Here is a 25,933-nt window from a genome sequence, read left to right as displayed (position 1 = left end):
TTAGTCCAAATTTTTGATAATCCAGTGGCCATTTTCGAGCACGACCACACGGTCGCAATCGAACTCATCTTGATCGTTTTCGTGGCCTGGCAAACTTTGAATTACTATCTCACCAGCCTGACGCAACGTCACAATCTTTTCCTTCAAACCTGCTTCTGTACTCCATGGCGCGCGAATTGCCGCCTTACGCTCTGCACTCGGCATCAGACGCGCTAACTCACGTAAATCCATCGAGAAACCTGTCGCCGGACGGGACCGACCAAACGTTTCACCGACATGATCATAACGACCGCCGCGAACTAAAGCGTTCGGAAGACCAGCAACGTAAGCGCCGAATATTGCCCCGCTTTCGTAATGATAACCCCGTAAATCCGCCAAATCCACGGTTACGCAGTCTTCGCCCGCTGCATGCGCAAGTGCTTGTAGTTCATCCAGCGCTTTGGTAATTTCTGGTAATTTTGGCAATATGTCACGTGCTCGCTGAATCACGGTGCTATCGCCATACAAATTCGGTAAAGCTAGTATAGCGGCACGCGTCACAGCACCATAGGATGCACTTATTTCCAATAAACCCGGAGTGTCTTTTGCTTCTAATAACTTAACTAGCGCAATTTCGTCTTTTTTAGCGGGGTCTTCAGCAATAATCGCTCGTAAAATACCGACGTGGCACAAATCCAAACGAACCTTGGTGATACCAGCAAGCGCAAGCGAAGCTAGTGCAAGATGTTGAATTTCTGCATCCGCTTCAAGTCCTGCATGTCCATAAATCTCTGCACCAATCTGAAATGGCTCGCGAGTCGCATGCAAACCGGACGGACGGGTGCGTAAAACACTACCCGCATAGCAAAGTCGCGTAAGCGACGAACGATTGAGCAAATGCGCATCAATTCGCGCCACTTGCGTTGTCATATCAGTTCGGATTCCAAGTGTACGACCAGATAATTGATCGACCAGTTTAAAGGTCATCGATTCGGTATCTTGCCCCGCGCCTGCCAATAACGATTCGACGTACTCCAACATCGGCGGCATCACAAGTTCGTAACCATACACGCGAAAGTTATCAAGAATTAAACGTCTTAAGTCCTCAATCTTACGCGCCTCGGACGGTAAAACATCGGCAATGTTTTCAGGAAGAAGCCAATTAGGCATATAAAAAATAAACCAAAAAATTCAGCACCGGAACTTACCAGTGCAGGAAACCATCATTATCAAACGCGACGGAGTATACAACCCAACAATCCGTGCATACAATCCACTCCGCGTGCGTGCCGCAAACCAGACAGTGCCGAATGTATCAGAAATTATCCTCGCCACCAAAAAAAGAAATGGCGTCTCGATAAATGACGCCATTAAATTACGACCTGGATCAGTGTTGTTAACGACTTTAGTGACTGTCGCGGTATGCGACAAGCCACTAAATATTAACCTCAGACAATCTTTTTTGGGTCAGATCTTTACTTATTCGCTCATTTAGCCGAACCAACTCCCGGACTCTTGAAATACTTAAAGAACTCGGAGTTCGGATCAATCACCATCAAATCATGGCGACTCTTAAAGCTTGCCCGGTACGCTTCAAGACTACGGTAAAACTTGTAGAACTCTGGACTTTTGCTAAACGCTTGCGCATAAGTCTGTGAAGCTTTGGCATCGCCCTCGCCTCGCATATTTTCTGCATCACGATAAGCTTCAGCCAAAATCACAGTCCGTTGTTTATCTGCATCAGCCCGAATTTTTTCAGACTCAGCAAAACCAGTAGATCGTAATTCATTGGCAACACGAGCACGCTCGGACTTCATCCGGTCATACACAGAAGCATTAATCTGATCAACATAATCGACGCGCTTTAACCGCACGTCAACAATATCAACTCCAATCTGCCTGGCCTCTTCCGCCACCTTCTTACGCAACGCATCCATCACCTTGCCGCGCTCGCCTGAAATTACCTCACGCACTGTGCGTTTAGTTATTTCTTCGTTCAACGCCGCTTTGACAATTTGAGACATGCGATCTTGAGCACGTTGTTCGTCCACACCAAAACTGACGAAAAACAACTTAGGATCGGTGATACGCCACTTTACGAAAGCATCAATGAGGATATTTTTCTTTTCGGCAGTGATAAACCGGTCTGCTTCTGGCGGATCAATCGTCAAAATCCGCTTATCCAAAAATACGACATTTTGAAACGGAGCCGGCAATTTAAAATGCAAACCAGGTTCATTAATTACCTGCTTCACTTCACCGAAGGCAAACAGGATGCCGTATTGACGCTGATCAACTACAAATACCGTCGAAAGCAATATTCCTATTACGATAAACAGACCTACAGCGAGAGATATTAAGCGATTCATTAGCGGCTCTCCCGATCACGTGTGTCACGGGAACGCGAGTCAATAACTGCCTGCGCATCGCTCTCTTTAACCGTTGCTACCGGCGCAGTAGCTGGACTGACACCTGTAGCTCCTGTATTCGGCATTGCGTTGCCAGCCGAACCTGATGCTACGGATTGGGCAATCAACTTATCTAATGGCAAATACAATAGATTATTTCCGCTCTTGGCATCAATCATGACTTTAGTCGTATTCGCAAAAATCTGTTGCATAGTATCCAAATACATACGGTCACGGGTGACGGCTGGCGCTTTCTGATACTCAGTCAGCACTTGCTTGAAACGTGATGCATCACCTTCGGCATTCGCAGTAACACGGGCACTATACGCCTCGGCTTCCTGGAGCAAACGAGAAGCTGCGCCACGCGCTTTAGGAATCACGTCATTAGCGTAAGCCTGGCCCTCATTCTTTTGCCGTTCGCGATCCTGACCTGCTTTAACCGCATCATCGAAAGCGGCCTGGACCTGTTCAGGTGGTTGTACACCTTGCATCGTCACATTCGTGATTTGTACTCCACTCTGATAATGATCGAGAATTTGCTGCATTAACTGACTAACATCTAACGCAACTTTTTCGCGCCCCTCGTACAGCACAAAGTCCATTTGGCTTTTACCAACGATTTCACGAATTGAAGCTTCGGCGACCTGACGTACCGTTTCTTCCGGATTTCGAATTTTAAAGAGCCAGTCGGCAGCATTTTTAAGTTTATACTGAACTGCAAACTGAATATCGATGATGTTTTCATCTTCAGTCAGCATGAGCGCTTCTTTAGGTTGCTTATTTTTAGCATTGGCGCGATAACCAACTTCAATTGTCCGAACGCCTGAAACGTTGACAATCTCATGACTTTGAATCGGATACGGCCAGCGCCAGTTAAAACCGGCCATAGTGGAGTGGCTATATTTTCCAAATGTCATTACGACACCAGTTTGGCCTTCCTGAACGGTAAAAAAACCGCTAGCCAACCAAAGGAAAGCAACGATGACGGCGATAACGCCCGCGCCAACACCAGCGCTTTTCCCTGTAGGAAAACCACTGCCTCCGCCATTAGAATCACCGCCACCGCTGCCACCGCCATTTTTTTTGTTACCAAAAAAGCGATTTATACGTTGGTTAAAATCGCGCCATAGCTGGTCGAGATCTGGAGGGCCATTGTTCGGCTTTTTGCCGTCGTTGTTTTGTTGGTTGTCATTTTGCGAATTACGACCCCACTGCGGGTCGTTTAGCGAAAATTTGACACCAAGTTTTTTTAATATAGAACCAAGCATTCGATCGTGATCCGGTATAGAAATAGGTTGGAATGCTCGTTAGAGGCGTTTTAACTGCAAATCTTGGGTATTCTCACCTTGGTGTTGCTCGACCCTCGCCGCGTTGCTATCTGTTACAAATTCAGTAATAGCCTGACGCATTAAATTAAGACCGGCGCCAGTTTGAGCACTTACAAAAACACGCTGGATTTTATCATACTCGTTACGCTCTATCCCCGGCTCCAACTCAGCGGCATCAATCTTGTTCCACACCAAAATCTGCGGAATATGATCAGCACCGATCTCTTTCAAGACTAAATTAACTTGCTCGATCTGTTCCAATCTGGTCGGACTGGCAGCATCTACAACATGTAACAACAAATCTGCATGGATTGTTTCTTCAAGCGTTGCCCTGAACGCGGCGACCAATTGATGCGGTAACTCACGAATAAAACCTACAGTATCCGAAATCACTGCATTGGCACCTTCCCCAAGGTAAATTTTTCGTGAAGTCGTATCCAACGTCGCGAATAATTGATCTGCCGCGTACACGCCGGCTTTGGACAAGGCATTGAACAACGTCGATTTTCCCGCATTAGTATAACCAACCAGAGAAATTGAAGGAACGTTACTGCGCCCACGTGCGCGCCGTTGCGTAGCATGTTGTCGATGTAATTTCTCTAACCGACCACGCAATGCCTTAACACGGTCCCCGATCAGACGACGATCAGTTTCAAGTTGCGTTTCGCCGGGGCCACGTAGACCAATCCCCCCTTTTTGACGCTCCAGATGGGTCCAGCCTCGAATAAGGCGCGTCGCCAAATGTTGAAGTTGCGCTAACTCAACCTGCACTTTACCCTCGTGACTCTTAGCACGTTGGGCAAAAATGTCCAAAATCAAGCTCGTCCGATCAAGTACACGCACTTTTAATACGCGCTCAAGATTGCGTTGCTGTGCAGGGGACAGTGCATGATTAAAAATAACGATCTCTAGCTCATCATCATGCACAGCATCGGCAACTTCCTGCGCCTTGCCTGAACCGACGAATAACGCGGCATCCGGCGCCCCTCGCCTTCCGGTGATGGTGATGATTGGCATCGCCCCCGCCGATTTTGCGAGCAAGGATAGTTCTTCCAGACTTGCGGCAAAGTCACCTTTGCCGAAGTCCACGCCGACTAGTGCGGCGCGCATGGGAGGAGTCGAATAGCTGCCCAAACTGACAGCGATTGATTATTCTGCGTCTGCTTCAAGATTAAGCGTCACAGCCCGTGCAGGAACAACAGTCGAAATCGCGTGCTTGTATACCATTTGCGTGACGGTATTGCGTAAGAGCACAACGTATTGATCAAACGATTCAATATGACCTTGCAGCTTAATACCGTTTACTAAATATATCGAAACCGGAACGTGCTCTTTACGTAAGGCGTTCAGAAACGGGTCTTGTAACAATTGCCCTTTATTACTCATGGCTACTCCACTATGTTGTTGTGATTAGAAGTCAAACAGACCCCGCCTTATTTGACGGAGCTTCTATGTATGACTCGGTGGTGTATGACGAATGTAAACGATTTCTCACATTACTGCCAACGAACTATTTTACCGGACGTGCAAACGGGTTTTTCCCCGACTTGAACTCGATACGTAATGGAGTCCCAATTAGTGAAAAAGTTTCACGAAAGTATTTTTCAAGATAACGCCTGTAGTTGGCATCAATCGCTTCGAGTGAATTGCCGTGTATCACGACGATCGGCGGGTTCATACCACCCTGATGCGCATAGCGCAGTTTAGGACGGATTGAGCCCTTACGTCGCGGCTGCTGATGCTCGACGGCTTCCAGCAATGCCCTTGTTAGTTTCGGCGTTGTCAAATTCGACATCGCGGCAGCGTACGCAGCATCGACAGACTTCATCAACGGTGCAATACCGGTAGACTTCAAAGCTGATATGTAATGAAATTTTGCAAAAGAGAGAAAATTCAGTTTGCGATCAAGATCAATTTTAATTTCATCGCGGCGCTCGCTGGTTAAGCCATCCCATTTGTTAATGCCGACCACCAACGCACGACCTGTTTCCAAAATGAAACCCGCGATATGCGCATCTTGTTCAGATATGTCTTGTTGCGCATCAAGTAGTAACAACACCACATTCGCTTCGGATATCGACTGAAGCGTTTTCACGACCGAAAATTTCTCAATTGCTTCGAAAACCTTACCACGCCGACGAATTCCGGCGGTATCGATTAACGTATATTGGGTGCCATCACGCTCAAAAGGAATTTCAATAGAGTCGCGAGTTGTTCCCGGCATGTCGAACGCAATTACGCGCTCTTCTCCCAGCAAGGTGTTAACTAACGTTGACTTACCGACGTTAGGACGACCTACAATCGCAATTTTGATACTTCTCTCATTGCTGACCGGCTCTTCAACTTCTGGAGGACGCTGCGCAAAAGCAAGATCAAGCGACTCTTCCACCAGATCCGCAACACCATCACCATGGGCAGCAGAAATGACATACGGATCGCCCAAGCCTAACTCATAAAACTCTGCCGTGACGGAGGTGTACTTCATTCCCTCAGATTTATTCACGACCAGCATGACTGACCGGCCCGACTTGCGTAGAAAATCGGTGATGGTCTTATCGTGTGGCGTCAATCCTTGGCGGCCATCTACGATAAAAATGACAACGTCAGCCTCGGCCACCGCTTGTTTGGTCTGCTTTGCCATTTCATGCATGATGCCATCTTTGGCGACCGGTTCGAAACCGCCGGTATCGATGACCAAAAACGGCCGCTCGCCCATGCGACCCTCACCATAGTGGCGGTCACGGGTCAGGCCGGGCATATCGGCAACCAACGCATCGCGCGAGCGCGTCATGCGATTGAATAAAGTCGATTTCCCGACGTTTGGGCGTCCTACAAGTGCGATTACTGGCTTCATTAAGTTGTTACTCTGTCGCGAATGCGATCAATGTCCCTGATTTAGTTTGAAAAATTACATTCGAGCCCACAACAACAGCATTGGGCAGAATCGCGCTTTTATCGGCACGAACACGACCGATCAATGTCCCATTCGCACGTGACAAGAAATGAATATAGCCTTCGAAATCGCCGACTACTACCGTGTCACCTAATACAACAGGACTCGTTAGGCGACGATTCGCCAATTCCGTATTACTCCACTCTGCGGTCCCGCTATCGACCGCAAATGCGCTTACTCCGCCATGCTCGTCGGCAGCGTAAAGACGCTGATCATCTCCTCCGACGCCCACATCACTGGAGAAATTTTTAACCCAGTGGGCAGCGCCGGAGCCTGCATCAAAACATCCAACGCGACCTTGGTAAGCGACTGCGCAGATGTCACGCCCGACCAAAAGCGGCATACCGGAAGCATCTGCAACCCGTTCCAGCTCTGTCGTACCGCGAGGATCGCCAATTGCCATTTCCCACCATGGTCCGCCGTTGGTCAAATTCAATGCAGACAAACGACCACCTGGCAATGCCACGAAAGCAGCTTGCGGGACAATCAATATTCCAGGCGCAGACCGCAAAGTAAGCGATGGAACGCTGCGTTGCGCTGTCCAGCGACGCTCACCTGTCTCTGCGTCAAAAGCCGAAATTCGATTATCCAGACTGCGCACAATCACCAAACCCTGCCCGACCGCTGGTGACGACAATATTTCACTTGATGCTTGCGCTTTCCAGCGTAGTTTTCCTTCAGCATCATAGACTAATAACGCGCCTTTTTCGCCAGCTACTGCGACAAAGAATCCATCAGTACCCACTCCCGCGGTTAATTTCATGCCCGCGTTGATGCGCCAGACCGATACGCCCGTGGATGCGTCGATGCGACTGATGACACCATCCGCCGATGCCGCGTAAACGCTCGTACCTGAAACCGCTGGCGAAAATGTATAAGTGCCCGCACCACCCACCGAAGCTGTCCAAACGGTCCGCACCGTAACAGCAGGTTTAAACGTCACTAGCGCAGCTGGTGGATTACTGGGTGCTTTGCCAGCGAACAATGAGCATCCTGACAACACAAGCACCGCACCAGCACATGCAAATTTTACGGCTGTACGGACTTTTTGCAATTTCTGCATTTGTTTCCTTTTTTGCGAAAATTTTCTGAGCGAATCTTTTGATTTTTATAAAACTTTTTGTCTATAAATATTTAACAGATCAGGCAGCAGCCTTAGCTGGCGCCCCACCAATCGCGTCCAGCTTTATTTGAATCAGCTGTCGTCCTGGGTTACCTTGGACGGCCTTGTCGATGGCTAATTGGTAAGCGACGCGCGCCTCATCAAGTTTATTTTGAGCAACCAAAATATCACCTTTACGATCTGCCAGCGCACTGGCAAATTCCGGCGATACATCTCCGGTCAATACTTTTAGCCCTTCGTCATACGCATTTTGATCAAGCAGGATACCGGCCAAACGAATTTTAGCAATTGTCTTGTACTCTTCTTGCCGACCATGATCAATAACCCACTGTAATTGCGCCTTGGCGCCATTCAGATCGTTCGCGTCAAAGGCAGCTTTCGCAGCAGTCATCCCTGCCATCTCTGCGTAGGCTGTACTACTGAATTTTTGTTGCATATCCGCTGCTGCGCGCTGTACTTTAGCATTATCTTTGGCACCAACCGCTTTTTGCATCTCCTCATACAATTGCGATGCTTGCGAAGCCTGACTATTTTGATAGTACTTCCAGCCACCCCATCCGGCATAACCGGCGAGCGCAATGATCACCACCCAGGTAACGAGGTTTCCATACTTTTTCCACCAGTCGTTTATGGTCGCTAACTGTTCTTGCTCTTCAAGATTAAATGCCATGATAATTTACTTTAATGGTGATAGTGAACGTGCTGGTGGTCATGATCGTGCCCGTGATGATCGTTTCCGACTATCTGATCTACCAAATAGTCAGTGACGCCGTCAAAAGGCACGATGGCCTGATTACTGCCATCCTCTTTAGCGCCAATTTCGGCGCGAAGTACTTTGACTGCAGCGGTATTATTCGCGATTTCATCGTCACCGATAATAACGGCATAGGCGGCACCGCTGGCATCAGCCCGCTTCATCTGCGCCTTAAAGCTTCCTCCTGAGTTTGCCGAAGCGCAATGTAGCACAACATCCAATCCGGCACTACGCAAACGCTCAGCTAACACAAACGATTGTAATTGCGCGGCATCCCCTTGATGCACCAGATAAACGTCACACTCATTACGTGTTACCGGCTCACCACTAGCCCGCATCAACTCTAATAACCGCTCAACACCCATCGCAAAACCGCATGCCGGTGTCGATTTTCCGCCGAACATTTCGACCAGCGGATCATAGCGTCCACCACCACAAACCGTACCTTGGGAGCCGAGTTGATCTGTCACCCATTCAAAAACTGTACGATTGTAATAGTCCATACCGCGCACCAAACGAGGATTGATAGTGAACGGAATGTTATTGTGATTGAGTATTTTTTGTACGCCATCGAAATGGGCACGCGAAGCTTCACCCAGATAATCGAGCAATTGCGGCGCGCCGTTGACCATATCTTGCATAGCCGGATTTTTGGTATCCAGAATACGCAAAGGATTGGAATGCAAGCGACGTTGCGCATCAGCATCCAGCACCTCGCTGTGCCTCTCAAAATAAGCGATCAAGTCGACGCGATGCCGATTTCGCTCTTCGGCGTCACCGATTGAGTTTAATTCAAGTTTAATGTTGTCGAGCCCCAGGTCATCCCAAAGACGCTGACAAAGCATGATAAGTTCTGCGTCGATATCCGGTCCAGTGAAGCCAATTGCCTCGGCACCGACCTGATGGAATTGACGATAGCGCCCACGCTGTGGACGTTCGTGGCGAAACATAGGGCCGCTATACCACAACCGCTTAGGGCCATCGTAAGTCAAATTATGCTCAATCGCAGCGCGAACGACGCTCGCGGTACTCTCTGGGCGCAAGGTTAGATTGTCACCATTCATCGAATCAGTAAATGAGTACATTTCTTTTTCGACGATATCGGTAACCGCGCCAAGACCGCGAGAAAACAAAGCGGTAGGTTCGACGATAGGGGTACGAATCTGCTGAAAGCCGTAGCTTTTCAGGACCGACTCCACTGTATTTTCAAACAGCTCCCACAAAGCCGCATCAGCAGGCAGGATGTCATTCATCCCTTTTACGCCAACAATTTTTTCAACTTTTTTAGATTCGGACATTCTTTTTAATGCTCACTTAAGTATTCATAAATTTGATGAGGCTTGATACTAAACAGCGCTGCACAACTTGGAACTTGGCTACTCCACAGCTTGAGTGGCGTAGCGTTTTTTAACATAATCGAGCACTATGCCCTGGAATTCCTCAGCAATTCGCTCCCCGCGCAACGTCATCTTTTTTTCGCCATCAATAAAAACTGGTGCGGCAGGAGATTCTCCAGTGCCGGGCAAACTAATCCCGATATTCGCATGTTTGGATTCACCGGGACCATTTACGATGCAGCCCATGACTGCGACGTTCATGCCTTCAACCCCGGGATAAGCCTTTTTCCACACTGGCATCTGATCGCGCAGGTAAGTCTGAATTTTATCTGCCAAATCCTGAAATACAGTCGAAGTAGTCCGCCCACATCCTGGGCAAGCAATCACCATTGGGGCAAATTTACGCAAGCCCATTGTTTGCAATATTTCTTGCGCCACAACAACTTCTTTCGTACGGTCACCACCCGGCTCAGGGGTGAGTGAAATCCTGATCGTGTCGCCGATTCCTTCCTGCAACAGTACAGACAATGCGGCTGTGGAGGCAACTATCCCTTTACTTCCCATACCAGCCTCGGTCAGTCCTAAGTGCAGAGGATAATCACAGCGATGCGCCAATTCGCGATACACCGCAATCAAATCTTGCACTCCAGAAACTTTACACGATAAGATAATACGATTTGCCGCCAGACCCAGCTCTTCTGCACGAATGGCATTTTCGATAGCAGACGTCACTAATGCTTCGTACATGACTGCCTGAGCACCCCACGGTTCATCTCGTTGCGCATTTTCATCCATGATGCGCGCTAATAGAGCTTGATCAAGGCTGCCCCAATTTACACCAATCCGGACAGGCTTATCGTATTTACAAGCTATCTCGATCATTTGGCCAAACTGGGTGTCACGCTTGGCACCTTTACCAACATTGCCCGGATTAATCCGATATTTAGACAACGCTTGCGCGCACTCGGGATAATCATTGAGCAAGGTGTGGCCGTTGTAATGGAAGTCCCCTACCAACGGGACATCAATTCCCATTTTATCAAGTTGCTCACGAATAGCTGGCACGGCTGCCGCCGCTTCCGGCCTGTCGACGGTAATACGAACCAATTCAGATCCTGCGCGCGCCAGATCTTTGATCTGAATCGCTGTTCCAATGGCGTCCGCAGTATCTGTATTTGTCATAGACTGCACTGCAACGGGCGCACCGCCGCCGATCAATATTTGACGCTTACCATAACTGACAATGGCTGTGCGACTGATGCGACGAATACCGGGACCAGAGGCTATTGGAGAATTCAAATCCGACATGGATGGTTCGCTTTCAGAATTATTTCAGATTCAGTCGGGCAATATTGTTTTTAGTGCCAGCTTTCAGATCGACTGCTTCACCACGCAAAGTCACATCAACGCCCGCTAAATTACCAATCACAACGGACACAGGCTGATCAATATCAAATGTTTCGGTACTACCGCCTTTTCCTACGCGAGAGAAAAGAATCTTTTTATCGGCACGCCTTATTTCAACCCAGGAATCCTGCTTGAACGTTAATTTTAAAATATTAGCTCCCGCTAGGGCAGCTGGAATTGCAGCGGTTGCCTCTTGTGGCTTGACCGCTGCAATAACGGCATCGAGAGGCGCTAAAACACTTTCAGTAGCAATCACCGTATGACTATTTGATGCTGGTGCGGCGGGCGTGTTTACTTGGCTCGACGGCACCCCATCCTCTACATGATTCGCAGCCGATACCGGAGCTGTTGCTCCGAACGGTCGACGCAATGCAGAAAAACCACCAAACTCCGCCACTAAAATACCGATCAAAACTAAAGCAATAGCGCCGAAAATCCAATTGTAAGGAATTCGATTACGCCCCCCCAACAGTAGCCGCGACTCAGAAAAAATCGTCGCGCTGGTAGGTTGCTTGCCCAAAATTTGGGTTTTTACCGGCATGACAGGCACGGTGCTCGGTAAAATCGTCGCTGGATCCAGTCCTAACATCTTTGCGTAGGACCGAATATATCCACGTGTCATCACAATAGTCGGCAAGGCAGCGTAGTCGTCAGCTTCGATCGCCTGAATTTGGCGCGGTGCCAGCTTCAGCTGGTTGGCGACATCATCGATAGACCAACCATTTTGCTGACGTTTATACGCCAGTTGCATCCCTACAGAGGCTACCTGATCACTACCCTGAATTATTTCCTCGCCGGTGATATTAGTAATAGTTTGGTCCGGCTCACTCATCAAAAACTCCGCGCTGATAGGATCCATATTCTGCAGATCCTGGATAGACTCGACGCAACTGCGTCACCAAATTTGTTTCCGCTACGCGATCACCCAACTTACGTTCAACCTTAATGGCGCTCCATAAGACATCCGCACTCAGTACGTCTATTTTTGTGACCAACGTCATATAAAAACGCGCCCGCTCAGTGTCATGGCGATCTGCGGCAATCAAAGCCAGGTTAACGTTAGTCAGAGGGTTGCCGGCGTCAAACTGAAATGCTTGCAAAAAATACCGTTCTGCGCTGATGCCATCCCTCAACTTTAGGCTACAGACACCAGCGTTAGTGAGCGCCTTAGCGGGAGAAAGATAAGAACGACTCTTCAATGCATTTTGAAAATAAGCGATTGACTCTTTTTCTCGTCCATTTTTACAAAGAAACCAACCATAGTTATTGGCGATATCAGGATTGTTAGGTGCTAACTTAAGCGCCCTGAGCAAATTATCGTCGGCCAAGCCGACTTCGCCCATGTCCATATAGATCAATCCGCGCATGCCATAAGCATCTGCGTTCTCAGGATCTGCGGCGATCGCCTGTTTCACTTCATCCAGCGCTACTTCCAACTGACCCTGACCATAGTAACCAACCGCCAATTCCAGGCGGATACGGGCACGCCGCTGCGCTTCAGTCAGATCAGAATTGGTTGGAAGTTCGCGGCGCGCGCCCGGTTCGGTTTTATTCGCAAAGTTGCCACCAGATGGCGATGTACAGCCCGCCAACAACGTCAACATCGCAACGGTAGCCATGATGAGAATACTCATGCACCTTGATTTCACTCAGAGACCTCAACAATGCGACCGAAATTTTTACCAAATTTTTGCTGATACTCGGCCATTTTTTGCATGCGCTCCTGGACTTTGGTGCGGTCCTGCACTTCTCCGGCTAGCTGCCCGCATGCGGCATCGATATCATCGCCTCGCGTCTTGCGTATCGTTGTGACGATTCCGGCATCCATGAGGATCTGTGCAAATGCTTTTATCCGCGGATTATTAGACCGTTTAAGACCAGACTCTGGAAACGGATTGAACGGTATGAGATTGAATTTGCAGGACACTGCCTCGCTACCACTGCGTCCCTGGACCAGAGCGATTAACTCGCGGGCGTTAGCATCACTGTCGTTAACGCCGTCTAACATACAATATTCAAATGTTACAAAATCGCGCGGTGCAAACTCCAGATAGCGTCGGCAAGATGCCATCAGTTCGCTAAGTGGATACTTTTTATTTAGTGGCACTAATCCGTCCCGCAAAGCATCGTTGGAAGCGTGTAATGAGACGGCCAACGCCACAGCACAATCCTGCGACAACTTGTCAATCATCGGTACCACGCCGCTGGTTGACAACGTAACGCGGCGGCGAGAAAGGCCGTAGGCGTTATCGTCCAACATCAGTTTCAAGGCAGTAACGGTCGGTTCATAGTTTAGTAATGGCTCGCCCATGCCCATCATTACCACGTTGGTAATCTGGCGCTCACCTTTTGGACCAGGGTCAATATTTTTTGATTTGCGGAGCTCAAATTCAGCCATCCATAACTGACCGATGATTTCACCCACGGTCAAATTACGGCTAAAACCTTGCTTGCCAGTTGAACAAAAACGACAGTTTACGGCACATCCAGCCTGAGTCGAAATGCACAGCGTGCCCCGATTTTCTTCGGGAATGAATACTGCTTCTACAGCATTACCCTGTCCGACATCCAGCAACCATTTGCGGGTGCCATCTGTGGAAATATGATCACTAATTACGGCCGGTGCGGCGATCATCGCGCGCGTGGCCAGTTTGTCGCGTAAGGACTTGGCCAGATCGGTCATTGCGTCGAAATCACTTGCTCCGAACTGGTGTATCCAGCGTAGCAATTGCTTAGCGCGAAACGGCTTCTCACCCAATTCGCCGCAATAGTCGACAAGTTGCGCAGGGTCCAGATCCAGCAGGTTGGTGAGAGCTGTCATGACAGATTCCATCTAATTGTTGATCCGTGTGCAAATGCAAAAAATGAATGCAAATGTCAGGCGGATCAACGTACTACAACTTACTAACTTATCAATTATCTGTGCTTCATTGCACGTACTGACTTGATACTTATTAACACCTTACTAATTCGTGCTTTGCGAATTAACGTGAGTACACGTTCAAAGCAGGAAAGAAATAAGCGATTTCAACAGCAGCTGTTTCAGCGGCATCGGAGCCATGAACTGCATTTGCATCGATCGAATCTGCGAAATCAGCACGAATCGTGCCTTTATCGGCCTTCTTTGGATCTGTCGCGCCCATCAGGTCACGGTGCGTCAGGATAGCGTTTTCGCCTTCCAGTGCTTGCACAATAACAGGACCAGAGATCATGAAATCAACCAGATCCTTGAAGAATGGACGAGCAGCGTGCACAGCGTAAAAACCTTCTGCTTCGGCGCGGGACAAATGCATCATGCGCGCAGCGATGATTTTCAGGCCAGCTGTTTCAAAACGGCTGTAAATTTGACCGATGACGTTTTTAGCGACTGCGTCTGGTTTGATAATCGATAGGGTGCGTTCAATTGCCATTTAAAAAAACTCCAATAATATAGAAAGGTCAAACTGGTGTAAGTTATTCAATTACATCTTCAATTGCATTGATACTAGACGGTGCTAGTCAGAACTATGCGAAATTGGCTGAAATTGTGTTAGGTAAAATCATGCATTAATGCCATGTTTTAGAAGGATTGTTTTATAATCCAATCAACCTTAGATTTTACCACGAAACACCTGCAAGAGAACCATATCACCGCGACCTAACACCCCAATAGAACCTCTGACGCTGAAAACTGTCTGAATTAACGAACGACCTATAAGGCTTGATGGCCGTGGCAAAGATAGTCTTACCACAACGTGCTATGCTACTTCCAGCTTATGTTCACGCTGTTAAAAAAGGGATAATCATGAATTCAAATCAGCAACATCGTTACGCACCAACGGGCACCACCGCAGGTCTAAGCGGCGTTCGCAATCGCGTGCTACGTAATACCTATTGGCTACTCGCGCTGTCGATGATTCCAACAATTGGCGGTGCCTGGGTTGGCGTACAACTCAATTTCAATCTATTCTCCGGCAATCCGATGATCGGATTTGTTGCGTTTATGGCAATTGCTTTCGGATTCTTCTACGCTATTGAAAAAACCAAGGATACCGGCTGGGGTGTAGTCGTCCTGTTAGCCTTTACGTTCTTCATGGGTCTGATGCTGACGAGACTGATTGAACATACGCTCAGGTTTTCGAATGGTGGAACACTGATTATGATGGCGTTCGGCGGTACCGGGATCGTATTCGCAGTCATGGCAACAATTGCTACAGTGTCCAAGCGCGACTTCTCTGGCCTGGGGAAATGGTTATTTGCTGGTTTGATCGTTATAATAGTGGCAAGTGTGGCGAATATCTTTTTACAAATCCCAGCACTTTATTTGGCAGTATCAGTCATTGCTATTGCGATTTTTTCGGCCTACATCTTATACGACGTGCAACAAATTATTAACGGTGGCGAGACTAATTATGTTCGCGCAACATTAAGCATCTATCTTGATGTTTATAATATTTTTGTTAATCTCTTATCGTTGCTAGGGATTTTTGGTGGCAATCGGAACTAATATTACATTTAATCATTTAGCTGTAGACGCGAAATACCTATTCAAAAGCCAACCGTTTGAGGTTGGCTTTTTAACGTTTATACATTTGTAAAGGACTTAACAATTTGCAATTAACGCTATGCGGTCGCTTCAACCAAATCAAATACGGCAATCGATTCGACATGGGCCGTATGCGGAAACATATTAACGACACCCGCCTGAGACAATCGATATCCGCCATGAATTAACGTCCCAGCATCACGCGCCAATGTTGATGGACTACAAGACACGTACACAATGCGTTTCGGCATAAGGTGACGATTTGAGTCTGCCAATCCGACTATGGCTGCACATACTGCCGCCGCACCGTCCCTTGGCGGATCAATTAACATTCTGTCGAATTTACCGAGTGCAATAAAATCTCCAGTGGTGGCCTCGAAGAGATTCCGGCAATAAAAAGTGGTTTTGTCGCCTAATTGATTGACGACCGCATTCTCTCTCGAGCGCACAACTAACGCCTCGCTACCCTCGATGCCAACCACTTCTCGTACCAGCGTTGCGAGTGGCAACGTAAAGTTACCTAAACCGCAAAACAAATCAGCAACCCGCTCTTCCGGCAATAAGCCCAACAAACGTATTGCTTTTGCTACCAATACACGATTGATCTGATGATTGACTTGCGTGAAGTCAGTCGGCTTAAACGGCATGCGGATATTAAATTCAGGCAACGTGTAATACAGATCGCTCTGCGCAGGATAAAACGGCGCTGCTGTCTCTGGCGCCCCGGTTTGGAGCCACCACTGGACCTGATACTCATCGGCGAACGCCTTCAGCTTAACTTCATCCTCCGCGCTCAACGCCGCCATAATGCGCAATACCATCACAGTGACTTCGCCTTGCGCATTTTCGCCCACCGCTAATTCAATCTGCGGCAAGTGTTCGATGATGGTCAGTGAGCCGATCAATCCACGCAACGGCACTAACATCGCAGACACCTTTGCGGGCAAAATTTCGCAACTGGTCATGTTGGTGACGTAGGGCGACTTTCTCTCGTGAAATCCAACTAGAACGCCGCCTTTTTTAGGCACGTTCCGCACAGAAATCCGAGCGCGATAGCGATATTCCCATGTTGGCCCATAAATTGGCCGCAGCATGAGATCCGCTTTCACTTTGCTGATATGCCAAAGGTTATCTTCTAGTACACGTTGTTTTATGGCAACCTGGGCGTTCGGCTCTAAATGTTGCATTGCGCATCCGCCACACACACCGTAAAACTGGCAACGTGGCTTTATGCGCGAGACAGATTCCCGATGCAATGCTGTCATCGTGGCGAATTCCCACTTCTTTTTTTTACGAAATGAGTGAAAGCTGACATTTTCTCCTGGAAGGGCTCCTTCAACAAAGATCACTTTGCCTTGAGTGCCGTCTTCATTGTGCAGGTGGCCGATTCCCCGGGCATCCATGTCGAGAGATTTGATATCAATAGTGATGTCTTGATGCATAAGAATAGAAGTACATTGCTTATGTCGTCGCATTAAACCCGCTCCGTATTTCTCTATGCGGCAGAAGTATCATTCACATGGGCGAAGCATCCACATTCGGAGGCAAAGGAAATCCGCGCCAGAATCTGCTGCTCACCATCTGAAGTTGCTGCACAGGAAAAGGAAGCGATTTTGAAGGAACAGCATAAAACGAGATTGGGAAAGGACCGAATTATAACGACTATCCGACGTAAGTCATCTGTCCAATTAGCTTTCAGGATCTTCCAAGGCTAAAGAAAGGCGTCTTTATCCACCCCTTTTGCTCCTAACAAGCGCTTCAGCTTTATTAATGCTTCCTGCTGAATTTGCCGGACTCGTTCACGCGTGACGCCGATTTCAACCGCTAGCTCTTCTAAGGTTGAAGGATCATCATTATCCAGACCGAAACGACGCATGATCACATTGCGCTGCTTGTCAGTGAGTCTTTCTAGCCAAACCCGTACCAGAATAGATGTCTCTTTTTGTTCAGCACAGGCATCAGGATGTTCTTCAGTGGCACTCGGCAACAAATCCAGAAGACTGGCCAATGGATCTTGATCTAACGGTGCGTCTAGCGATGTTGCATGCTCTGAAAGCGCTAATACTGCTTGCACTTCATCCACAGGACGACCTACTAAATGGGCAATGTCTTCTGCATTCGCATCTTTGCCATCATGATGTTGTGCTTCAAGGTGATATTTGGCCCGCAAGATTTGATTTAATTCACGCACCATGTGAACCGGCAAGCGGACAGTGCGCGCCTGATTCATAATTGCCCGTTCAATGCTTTGCCGTATCCACCAGGTCGCATAGGTCGAAAATCGGAAGCCCCGTTCCGGCTCAAACTTGTCTATGGCACGCATGAGACCGAGATTACCTTCCTCGATCAGATCAAGCAAGGTAACTCCGCGATTGATGTAGTGTTTAGCGATTGAAACAACCAAACGTAGGTTGTGCTCAATCATCTTTTGGCGAGCAGGAAAATCCCCTTGCTTGGCCAGTGTCGCGAAATGTACTTCTTCAGGAATGGTGAGGAGTGGTCGGGTACCAATTTGATTAAGATAATGCTGCGTGGTATCGGTGGACAACTCCGCCGCTAATACTTTTTTCAGCTCATCAACACCATCAACCACGACCACGACACTATCACCGGCATCAAGATCATCAATACCGGCTTCGATATCTTCCGCCTCGCCATCATCGCTCTCCTCGAGCGCTTCTTTTTCAGCGGTGGTGTCGAGATCACTGATAATGTCATCTGGCACTTCTCCAGATGACACTTTATTTTGATCACTTTGTCGAGCAGGAAGGCGCTTGTTCATTTAGCCGTTCACTTGGTTAATTACACAGTTGACAACCTCTTTGAATCAGATACCCAATAACAACAATGCACCATCAAACTGACTTGCTAACCTTTATTTGCCTCTATTCTATCGTGCTGCTTATAGATTAGCGACCAGGTAAAAATTTTGAGGGATCAACTGGCTTGCCTTGCTGGCGAATTTCAAAATGCAGCTTGGTCGAATCACTATCCGAATTTCCCATTTCTGCGATCTTTTGCCCCTTGCTGACAACTTGTCCCTCTTTCACAAGAATAACCTTGTTATGCGCGTACGCGGATAATAAATTATTGGTGTGCTTAACGATCACCAGATTGCCATAACCACGAATACCGCTACCAGCATACATAACCTTACCTGCCGCGGCCGCTAACACAGGCTGCCCCGTTTTTCCGGCAATATCAATACCCTTTTTACCTTGATCGAATCCCCCCAACACCTTGCCTTCTGTTGGCCACATCCAGTCTACGCGGCCATCCTCTGTCGCAGAGGCGATTGGTGGTGAGATCGCTTTCTCGTTATTTTTCGTTGGATCCGGTTTTACTTCTGCGCGGGAGTCTGGCCTCACATCAGGCCGACTATCAGATGCCGATGGTGGAGATGGCGCATCCGGTTTTTGCAATTCCGCCAGCGCGCTGTCCGAATATGGACGCTTGTCGCCGCGTGGACTTGTTTTATTACCGCCATTCATCGTGCCATTTGCACTGGAAGAAGCGGAAGGCGCTGTGCCGAGCGGGCGGACATCGACCCCGGATTCGCTCGAAACGTTACCGACTTGTGCGCCACCAGCCAGACTGCTGCCAGCCTCAGGAGGTTGAACCCGCAGCACTTGATCAACCTTGATGTCGTTGGCGTTATTGAGATTATTCCAGCTGACAATATCGCGATAACTTTGCCCGAACTCAAGTGCAATCCGATACAGCGTATCGCCCTTTTTCACTGTGTAATATCCTGGGCCGCTAACCCTGGGTGCCTGAGGCGTATTAGGAGCCGCACTTACGTTCGGGCCACCGACTCTGCGATCTACTACGGGCGCGGGTGTTCGCGTCGTGCTACATGCAGCAATTGAGCCGACGATTATTCCCAGCAATACAAGGCGTGTTTTCTTCATTCTCATTACATTTTTATTTGCGACGTATCGCGGTTAAGATCGATGCGGTTATTTGTAGTAACAGACAACCGATTAAACACAACATTTAACGCCATAATATTTCATGGATTCAATATCCGATCATTTTTCGTTTAAAAGTTTTAAAAATTTGTTACCAGCAAGTCTTTATAGACCGATGTTGGCCAACCATCGCTGCCGGGCCGCTATATTCTGCATCTTCTGGCTTTTTCGTTATATTGCCGAAGACTGCTCAGCTCATGCGATCCCGGAACGCAACGGCACGAAATGGCAATCTTCGAGCGTAGTGCTGGTCCAGTCAAATTTAGTGATACGCTGAATCAACTGAAGAACTTGATGACGCGAACCCACTGGCGCCACCAGTCGACCGCCTATCGCCATCTGATCCAGCAATGCTTGCGGCACTTCAAGCCCAGCGGCAGCTAAGATAATTCCATCAAAAGGCGCCACTTGCGGCAGGCCAAGCATACCATCTCCGTAATGCAGTCGGATATTTGCTACACGCAACGGTCGCAAATTACTTCTCGCTAACTCATGTAAAGGCTTGATTCGTTCAATCGAATAGACCTCTTTTGCCACCAAAGACAACACCGCGGCCTGATAGCCGCAACCGGTTCCGATTTCCAATACGCGATTGAGCACGCCACCTTGCTGATTGTCGCGCATAACCTCAATCATTCGGGCAACAATATACGGCTGTGAAATAGTTTGATGGTGGCCGATGGGTAGCGATGCATCAATATAAGCCTGACTAGCCAGCCCGGGCTCCATGAACATGTGCCGCGGTACCGCCTCCATTGCCGCCAGCACGCTGACGTCTCTCACACCCAGCTTCGCAATCCGCGCGACCATGGCTTTACGAACTCCCTCCGACACCAACGTCGTAGACCGTTTATCTGTTGAATGCTGGTTAGTTTGATTGGTTTGGCTGGCTAGATTGTGCTGGTTACCGGGAGTCGAACCGGTCTTCTTGCCCGCATTACCCGCCGATGCTGAAGGATTAAAATAGGGTTGTTTATCAGAGGCAGAATTAAATGCCGCTTTTGGCGGAGCCGATTTAAGATTATCGTAAGCGGCATTTCTAGTCGCAGTTTGGGGAGTTGCAACGACACGATTGGAACCCACGCCGGAAGACCGCGATTTAGTGTCGACCACCGATGACAACGTCAAGGGGAAACGCTTTGGCGCTTCCGTCATGACAAATCCTTGGTAAGTGCGGCCAGTTGCATCGCATGGGTTAAATCAATCTGTAATGGCGTAATCGAGACATGCCCTTTTGCGATCGCATGAAAATCGGTCCCTTCGCTGGCATCTTTTGCTGCACCTGCAGGACCAATCCAGTAAATTTCTCGCCCGTGAGGATCTTGCGTCTTGATGACCGATTCAGAAACATGCCGTTTACCCAGACGTGTAGCCAGCGCGGGCTTCAATTGATGGTATGGAAGATTCGGAATATTGACGTTTAAGAGATAAGGCTGCGGCATAGTCGCAAATCGACGCTCGACAATCTCACGCGCGACCTTAGCTGCGGCGTCTAATTCTTCCCAACCCTTACTTACCTGCGAAAACGCAATCGAGGGAATGCCGAACAAAAATCCTTCGGTAGCAGCCGCGACGGTACCCGAATACAAGGTGTCATCTCCCATATTCTGACCTTGATTGATCCCCGAAACAATCAAATCGGGGCGAAAATTAAGCATCCCGGTCAGTGCAATGTGCACGCAATCCGACGGTGTTCCATTGATGAAATAAAAACCATTTTCGGCGCGATGAACCGACAACGGACGATCTAGTGTCAAAGAATTAGAAGAGCCGGATCGATTGCTGTCTGGCGCGACCACCACAATTTCCGCTATCGGTGTCAGCGCATTTGCCAATGCAATGATGCCCGGGGCCAGATAACCATCGTCGTTGCTGATGAGAATTTTCATACAAGAATTTTACCTGAAGCCGCCCTTAGGTTAATGGAAGATTTGCTTGTTTTTATGTGAAGTTGTCAATAAGCCCAAAAAAATATGATTTTGGTTCCATTTAATGTTTTTTAACAAAGCAGCACTCTTATGGTGCACCGCAACAAATATCTCACGGGAAATCAAAAAAAAGAGTATTGTTAGCGCTAACAGGCTGTGTTTTGTGCTTTCTCGGCAACCATAGAGTCAATACACATTGAATGCGCACGGAGCTTTTTCGATATGCTTTTGCGGTATTCAATGATCTCATTTAGGAGTTACTATGAAATCCAACACAAACCGCTTAACCCAAGCAAGTACTACAGAAAATCCCTATACCGTATGGGGCGACCTGGCAACCCAAACGCGTGAAATGATGACAGCGTCCGCGCAAGTCATCACACATCGCAGTGTTCGTATGGCAATGGCTGGCCCTGTACCAAATCAACGCGATCAGGAAGAGTTTAGCTTAATGGGACAAGAAAAAATGGATGCACTTTCTGAGTCGGCCCATGCCATGACAATAAGGATGCTGGGCTTGCATCAGCAAGTGGCGAAACTCGCAATTCAGGAGTTATTGAACGGCACTAAAGAACTGATTGCCTTTGCGACCGGCACTTTCTTCAAGCCCATTCCAATCGAAAAAAACAAGCTCATTGACCGGCATATGAAACAGTCCAGCAATTTACTGTCGCAGTTAAACGCCTCAATTGCAGAGGTTGCTCAGACCGGATTGTACCCATTGCACTCAAGAGCGACAGCTAATGCAATACGGTTGGCAAAGCTTGAAACGGTTGAGCAAAAGCTTGATTAAAGCTTACATCAGTTTCGGGCAATCCATCAGCCTGCAGCGCCCATGCGAATGGAGAGTCACCAGTTAATTCAAGCAAAAGCGGCTTTGACACCGCATATCTGCTGCACAAGCAGATAGCGAGCTTGGAGTGTAGAGGAGAGTATAAAGTCCAATCCGACCCGGATGTCAATTTTATGCCATCACTCACCAAGGCATCCTCGCTCCACGGACGGTCGGCGCTTGACCTCATTTTGTACAACGCCTCCCGCTCGCTCCAAAGAGCATAAAAAGCTGCTTTTTTTTCCGCGTCCTTGTGCTGGGATAGCCATTGGTTCTCGGCGCAGGTAAATGCAATGTCTCCTAAAGATGTGACATCACGACTGGCATCCAGCGCCTCAATATCAAGGCCAAGCGGCGTATCAACGCTCACCGCGCAAGCAACCCAGCCACGGCTATGAGATAAGCTTAAAAAAGGCAGATCGATAATTTCCTTAGACAATCTGTCTGGAAGCACCGGTAACGGTGCGTTATCTTTACGGTCAACAACGCCTATGTCAGTGAATGCTAAATTAGCTAGTCGCGCAACGGCAAACCGTAAAAGAATCCGCCCTATTAAAAACTCGCGCTGCCGCATTGGTCTGATAAAACGGCGATAACGTTGTTGTTCAGCTTCGGTCAGACAGGCGAGCCAAGGCGCAAGTATGTGGTCCGGCCAATGACGCCCGTCGACCAACCAAACTGAGGCGGCACGCATAAATAGTCTTATCCAAATCTTTTAAAAATCAATGACGTATTAATTCCACCAAACGCAAAATTATTCGACATAAAATAATCGCACTGAATGGCCCGCCCCTCATTCGTGATGTAATCCAGATCAGCGCAGCGCGGATCTAATTCGGTCAAATTGATTGTCGGGGCAAACCAGCCTTCCCGCATCATTTCAATACCGGTCCATGCCTCTAAAGCACCGCATGCACCGAGCGTATGGCCGGTATAACTTTTCAACGAACTTATGGGAACCTGATTGCCGAATACCTGCGCCGTGGCGTGAGACTCAGCAATGTCACCTTGCTCTGTACCCGTGCCATGTGCGCTGATATAACCAATTGCAGACGACGATAGAGCCGCATCCTGCAGTGCTAACTCCATCGCAATGCGCATCGTATCGGTATTGGGATGCGTTACATGGCAACCATCACTGTTGGTTCCAAATCCGACTATCTCGGCGTGAATTGTTGCGCCGCGCGCACGTGCATGCTCCAATTCCTCCAGAATGAATGTTGCGGCACCTTCACCGATCACCAAGCCATCGCGTTTCGTGTCAAATGGTCTCGGCGTCGATTCAGGCATGTCGTTGCGTATGCTGGTCGCAAACAAGGTATCAAAGACTGCCGCTTCGGTCGCGCACAACTCTTCGGCACCGCCAGCAATCATGATGTTTTGCCGACCACTACAAATCGCTTCATAGGCATAACCAATGCCTTGACTACCTGAAGTGCATGCACTGGATGTTGTTATCACGCGGCCGGTCACGCCAAAAAACACACCAATATTCACTGGCGCCGTATGGGCCATCATCTTGATATAAGTCGTCGCGTTGATCCCTCTTGTCGAGCGCTCTTCCATCATCTTGCCGAAATCACCTATCGCTTTGGGCGTGCCCGCGGACGAACCATAAGCGATCCCACAACACCCATTTTTGAGTAGTGGATCATCGATGAGACCTGCATCAATCAACGCCACTTCAGTCGCTCGGGTTGCCATCAATGCGACCCGTCCCATGCTGCGCATCGTTCGCCGCGTGTAGCGATCAGACAGCGTAAAGTCTGTCGCCGGTGCGCCCAATTGGGTGTTCAATCCATCATAATCGGCCCACTCTTCCATCCGCACGATCGCGTTACGATAACTGCCCAGACGCGCACGGATACTTGTCCAATCATTTCCTATCGGGCTGATTCCTGCCATTCCGGTGACCACTACGCGACGCCGCGTCATGCCATTCCTCCATTGACAGAAATCACCTGACGCGTGATGTAAGCGGCATCAGTTCCCATCAGGAAACACACGGTAGCTGCAACTTCTTCCGGTTTACCTACACGCCGGGCTGGAATCATTTTAAGTGCCTCCTCAAGCGGAACATCTGCGATCATGTCGGTTTCAATTAAACCCGGTGCGACACAATTAACCGTAATGTGGCGCTTCGCTAGCTCGATTGCCAGCGCCTTGGTAGCACCAATGATGCCGGCCTTCGCAGCGCTATAGTTGACTTGTCCGCGATTGCCGATCAATCCCGATACTGATGCCAATGTCACAATGCGACCTGGCGCACGACGATGCACCATCGGCATCACTAGCGGATTGAGAACATTATAGAATCCATCCAGATTGGTCTTTAACACCAGATCCCAATCTTCACCCGACATCGCGGGAAAAGCATTGTCTCGGGCCACACCGGCATTACACACCACACCGTAATAACAACCATGCTCTGCGATATCTGCCAACAAAATATCAGACGTACGCTGCCGGTCACCGATATCACACTGCAACACACGTGCCTGACGACCCATCGCACGTATTAAAGCGGCTACCGCTTCCGCCGCATCGCGCTGACGATGACAATGTAATACGATGTCATAGCCCTCTCGTGCCAATCGCAATGCAATGGCCTTACCGATTCCACGGCTTGACCCGGTTACCAGTACCGACTTGCTTAAGTTGTCGGCTTTACCATTGTCGGCTTTACCATTTTCATTATTTACTATTGCCAACGTCATTCCACCATTCCTTCAAGAAAACCAGTCACATCATGCGGTTGAAACACGGTAATAGTGGCACGCACTAAAGGCCGCATATTGTTATCCGCTTCGCCAGCAAGATCAAACAGCGTCCCTGCAACCTCACCGCGCTTCATTTCGTCTACGCTATCGGTGGCGTCATAGATTGCGCACTCAAATGATCCGAGTCCATTATCGGCCTGCATAAGTCGTTTTACCAAAATATGCAATACTGCGCCCAATGGAAAAAAGCCACAACTTGCCTCATAACGTCGCGTGCCAAGCAAAAATCCTACTTTTACCGGATTGCCATCGATGCGTGCCTTATAACCAGCAAAAGCTGCAATAGCTTGCGCCATATATTCCACGCCAACCCAACTTCCAACACCATCGGTTCCCATAAATAGACTATCTGCTCGAATCACCACCTCAGCGCATAAACGCTCTTCGTCAGCGAAAACAAACCGATCAAGCAAAACCATCACACCCGAATGTGGCAACAAACTCTGAATATTCGGTGGTGCAAAACGACCAGATGCCACACCATCCGTTGATGAAATTAAAAGTGATGCAAGCTGCTTTTGTGCAGGTTGCATTTTCACTGCATTGATTACCTCATTGATTACTCCATCAACCGCTTGATTCATTACTACACCGCTAGGCTCTATAGA

At 48.5% G+C, this 25,933-nt stretch carries 25 protein-coding genes; 2 read left to right on the top strand and 23 right to left on the bottom strand.

Annotated elements, in window-relative coordinates:
* The 14 genes from RGU75_RS15665 to ndk all read right to left on the bottom strand — a co-directional run bounded on the left by RGU75_RS15665 (window position 1) and on the right by ndk (window position 14,699).
* The gene (locus RGU75_RS15665; RefSeq protein WP_322237473.1) at window positions 1-1,149 is read right to left on the bottom strand and encodes an ATP phosphoribosyltransferase regulatory subunit; all 1,149 of its coding nucleotides are present in this window, start codon (window positions 1,147-1,149) and stop codon (window positions 1-3) included.
* Between the two features lie 317 nt (window positions 1,150-1,466).
* The gene (gene hflC, locus RGU75_RS15660) at window positions 1,467-2,348 is read right to left on the bottom strand and encodes a protease modulator HflC (protein WP_322237470.1); all 882 of its coding nucleotides are present in this window, start codon (window positions 2,346-2,348) and stop codon (window positions 1,467-1,469) included.
* Window positions 2,348-3,655: an FtsH protease activity modulator HflK gene (gene hflK / locus RGU75_RS15655; protein ID WP_322237467.1), complete on the bottom strand. Its 1,308-nt coding sequence runs from the start codon at window positions 3,653-3,655 to the stop codon at window positions 2,348-2,350. Before hflK ends, hflC begins: the two co-directional genes overlap by 1 nt.
* A gap of 39 nt (window positions 3,656-3,694) precedes the next feature.
* The gene (hflX, locus tag RGU75_RS15650) at window positions 3,695-4,825 is read right to left on the bottom strand and encodes a GTPase HflX (protein ID WP_322237464.1); all 1,131 of its coding nucleotides are present in this window, start codon (window positions 4,823-4,825) and stop codon (window positions 3,695-3,697) included.
* Window positions 4,826-4,864: 39 nt separating this feature from the next.
* Window positions 4,865-5,101, bottom strand: a complete 237-nt coding sequence (gene hfq / locus RGU75_RS15645; protein ID WP_108439546.1) for an RNA chaperone Hfq — start codon at window positions 5,099-5,101, stop codon at window positions 4,865-4,867.
* A 124-nt stretch (window positions 5,102-5,225) separates the two neighbouring features.
* Complete coding sequence (der, locus tag RGU75_RS15640) at window positions 5,226-6,569, bottom strand: ribosome biogenesis GTPase Der (RefSeq protein WP_322237461.1); 1,344 nt, start codon at window positions 6,567-6,569, stop codon at window positions 5,226-5,228.
* A gap of 7 nt (window positions 6,570-6,576) precedes the next feature.
* A complete protein-coding gene (gene bamB, locus RGU75_RS15635) occupies window positions 6,577-7,731 on the bottom strand; it encodes an outer membrane protein assembly factor BamB (protein WP_322237458.1) in 1,155 nt (384 codons plus the stop codon).
* Between the two features lie 79 nt (window positions 7,732-7,810).
* Entirely contained in the window at window positions 7,811-8,461 is a 651-nt protein-coding gene (locus RGU75_RS15630) for a tetratricopeptide repeat protein (RefSeq protein WP_322237455.1), read from the bottom strand.
* 11 nt (window positions 8,462-8,472) lie between these two features.
* Window positions 8,473-9,843: a histidine--tRNA ligase gene (gene hisS, locus RGU75_RS15625; RefSeq protein WP_322237451.1), complete on the bottom strand. Its 1,371-nt coding sequence runs from the start codon at window positions 9,841-9,843 to the stop codon at window positions 8,473-8,475.
* 78 nt (window positions 9,844-9,921) lie between these two features.
* Complete coding sequence (gene ispG / locus RGU75_RS15620; protein ID WP_322237448.1) at window positions 9,922-11,190, bottom strand: flavodoxin-dependent (E)-4-hydroxy-3-methylbut-2-enyl-diphosphate synthase; 1,269 nt, start codon at window positions 11,188-11,190, stop codon at window positions 9,922-9,924.
* Between the two features lie 19 nt (window positions 11,191-11,209).
* On the bottom strand, window positions 11,210-12,148 hold the full coding sequence (locus tag RGU75_RS15615) for a RodZ domain-containing protein (RefSeq protein WP_322237445.1): 939 nt from the start codon (window positions 12,146-12,148) through the stop codon (window positions 11,210-11,212).
* Window positions 12,114-12,923, bottom strand: a complete 810-nt coding sequence (gene pilW, locus RGU75_RS15610; RefSeq protein WP_322237443.1) for a type IV pilus biogenesis/stability protein PilW — start codon at window positions 12,921-12,923, stop codon at window positions 12,114-12,116. Before pilW ends, RGU75_RS15615 begins: the two co-directional genes overlap by 35 nt.
* An 11-nt stretch (window positions 12,924-12,934) precedes the next feature.
* Window positions 12,935-14,110, bottom strand: a complete 1,176-nt coding sequence (rlmN, locus tag RGU75_RS15605; RefSeq protein WP_322237440.1) for a 23S rRNA (adenine(2503)-C(2))-methyltransferase RlmN — start codon at window positions 14,108-14,110, stop codon at window positions 12,935-12,937.
* Window positions 14,111-14,273: 163 nt separating this feature from the next.
* Window positions 14,274-14,699: a nucleoside-diphosphate kinase gene (gene ndk / locus RGU75_RS15600; protein WP_322237436.1), complete on the bottom strand. Its 426-nt coding sequence runs from the start codon at window positions 14,697-14,699 to the stop codon at window positions 14,274-14,276.
* Between the two features lie 374 nt (window positions 14,700-15,073).
* Here ndk and RGU75_RS15595 point away from each other — a divergent pair, with 374 nt between their 5' ends.
* A complete protein-coding gene (locus tag RGU75_RS15595; protein WP_322237432.1) occupies window positions 15,074-15,775 on the top strand; it encodes a Bax inhibitor-1/YccA family protein in 702 nt (233 codons plus the stop codon).
* Window positions 15,776-15,891: 116 nt separating this feature from the next.
* On the opposite strand, the gene rlmD is transcribed toward RGU75_RS15595, so the two are convergent.
* From rlmD to surE, 5 genes are all read right to left on the bottom strand, one after another.
* Entirely contained in the window at window positions 15,892-17,256 is a 1,365-nt protein-coding gene (gene rlmD, locus RGU75_RS15590) for a 23S rRNA (uracil(1939)-C(5))-methyltransferase RlmD (protein WP_322240575.1), read from the bottom strand.
* 269 nt (window positions 17,257-17,525) lie between these two features.
* Window positions 17,526-18,596 (bottom strand): RNA polymerase sigma factor RpoS, encoded by a 1,071-nt coding sequence (gene rpoS / locus RGU75_RS15585; protein ID WP_322237430.1) that lies wholly within the window; start codon window positions 18,594-18,596, stop codon window positions 17,526-17,528.
* A gap of 127 nt (window positions 18,597-18,723) precedes the next feature.
* A complete protein-coding gene (locus RGU75_RS15580; protein WP_322237427.1) occupies window positions 18,724-19,725 on the bottom strand; it encodes a peptidoglycan DD-metalloendopeptidase family protein in 1,002 nt (333 codons plus the stop codon).
* 255 nt (window positions 19,726-19,980) lie between these two features.
* Window positions 19,981-20,940 carry a protein-L-isoaspartate(D-aspartate) O-methyltransferase gene (locus tag RGU75_RS15575; protein WP_322237426.1) on the bottom strand — a complete coding sequence of 320 codons (960 nt, stop codon included), beginning with the start codon at window positions 20,938-20,940 and terminating at the stop codon, window positions 19,981-19,983.
* The gene (gene surE, locus RGU75_RS15570) at window positions 20,937-21,674 is read right to left on the bottom strand and encodes a 5'/3'-nucleotidase SurE (protein WP_322237424.1); all 738 of its coding nucleotides are present in this window, start codon (window positions 21,672-21,674) and stop codon (window positions 20,937-20,939) included. Before surE ends, RGU75_RS15575 begins: the two co-directional genes overlap by 4 nt.
* A gap of 301 nt (window positions 21,675-21,975) precedes the next feature.
* Here surE and RGU75_RS15565 point away from each other — a divergent pair, with 301 nt between their 5' ends.
* Entirely contained in the window at window positions 21,976-22,506 is a 531-nt protein-coding gene (locus RGU75_RS15565; protein WP_322237422.1) for a polyhydroxyalkanoate granule-associated phasin, read from the top strand.
* On the opposite strand, the gene RGU75_RS15560 is transcribed toward RGU75_RS15565, so the two are convergent.
* The 4 genes from RGU75_RS15560 to RGU75_RS15545 all read right to left on the bottom strand — a co-directional run bounded on the left by RGU75_RS15560 (window position 22,454) and on the right by RGU75_RS15545 (window position 25,909).
* Complete coding sequence (locus RGU75_RS15560) at window positions 22,454-23,119, bottom strand: 4'-phosphopantetheinyl transferase family protein (RefSeq protein WP_322237419.1); 666 nt, start codon at window positions 23,117-23,119, stop codon at window positions 22,454-22,456. The two genes, RGU75_RS15565 and RGU75_RS15560, sit on opposite strands and share 53 nt — an antisense overlap.
* 128 nt (window positions 23,120-23,247) lie before the next feature.
* Window positions 23,248-24,480: a beta-ketoacyl-ACP synthase gene (locus RGU75_RS15555; RefSeq protein ID WP_322237417.1), complete on the bottom strand. Its 1,233-nt coding sequence runs from the start codon at window positions 24,478-24,480 to the stop codon at window positions 23,248-23,250.
* The gene (fabG, locus tag RGU75_RS15550) at window positions 24,477-25,262 is read right to left on the bottom strand and encodes a 3-oxoacyl-ACP reductase FabG (RefSeq protein WP_322237414.1); all 786 of its coding nucleotides are present in this window, start codon (window positions 25,260-25,262) and stop codon (window positions 24,477-24,479) included. Before fabG ends, RGU75_RS15555 begins: the two co-directional genes overlap by 4 nt.
* Window positions 25,259-25,909: a hypothetical protein gene (locus RGU75_RS15545; RefSeq protein ID WP_322237412.1), complete on the bottom strand. Its 651-nt coding sequence runs from the start codon at window positions 25,907-25,909 to the stop codon at window positions 25,259-25,261. Before RGU75_RS15545 ends, fabG begins: the two co-directional genes overlap by 4 nt.
* Window positions 25,910-25,933 lie beyond the last annotated feature (24 nt).

Source organism: Glaciimonas sp. CA11.2, from assembly GCF_034314045.1.
In the GTDB taxonomy this organism is placed as follows: domain Bacteria; phylum Pseudomonadota; class Gammaproteobacteria; order Burkholderiales; family Burkholderiaceae_D; genus Glaciimonas.
Note: the sequence above shows the minus strand (reverse complement) of the source record. Positions and strands in the feature narration are given on the sequence as shown.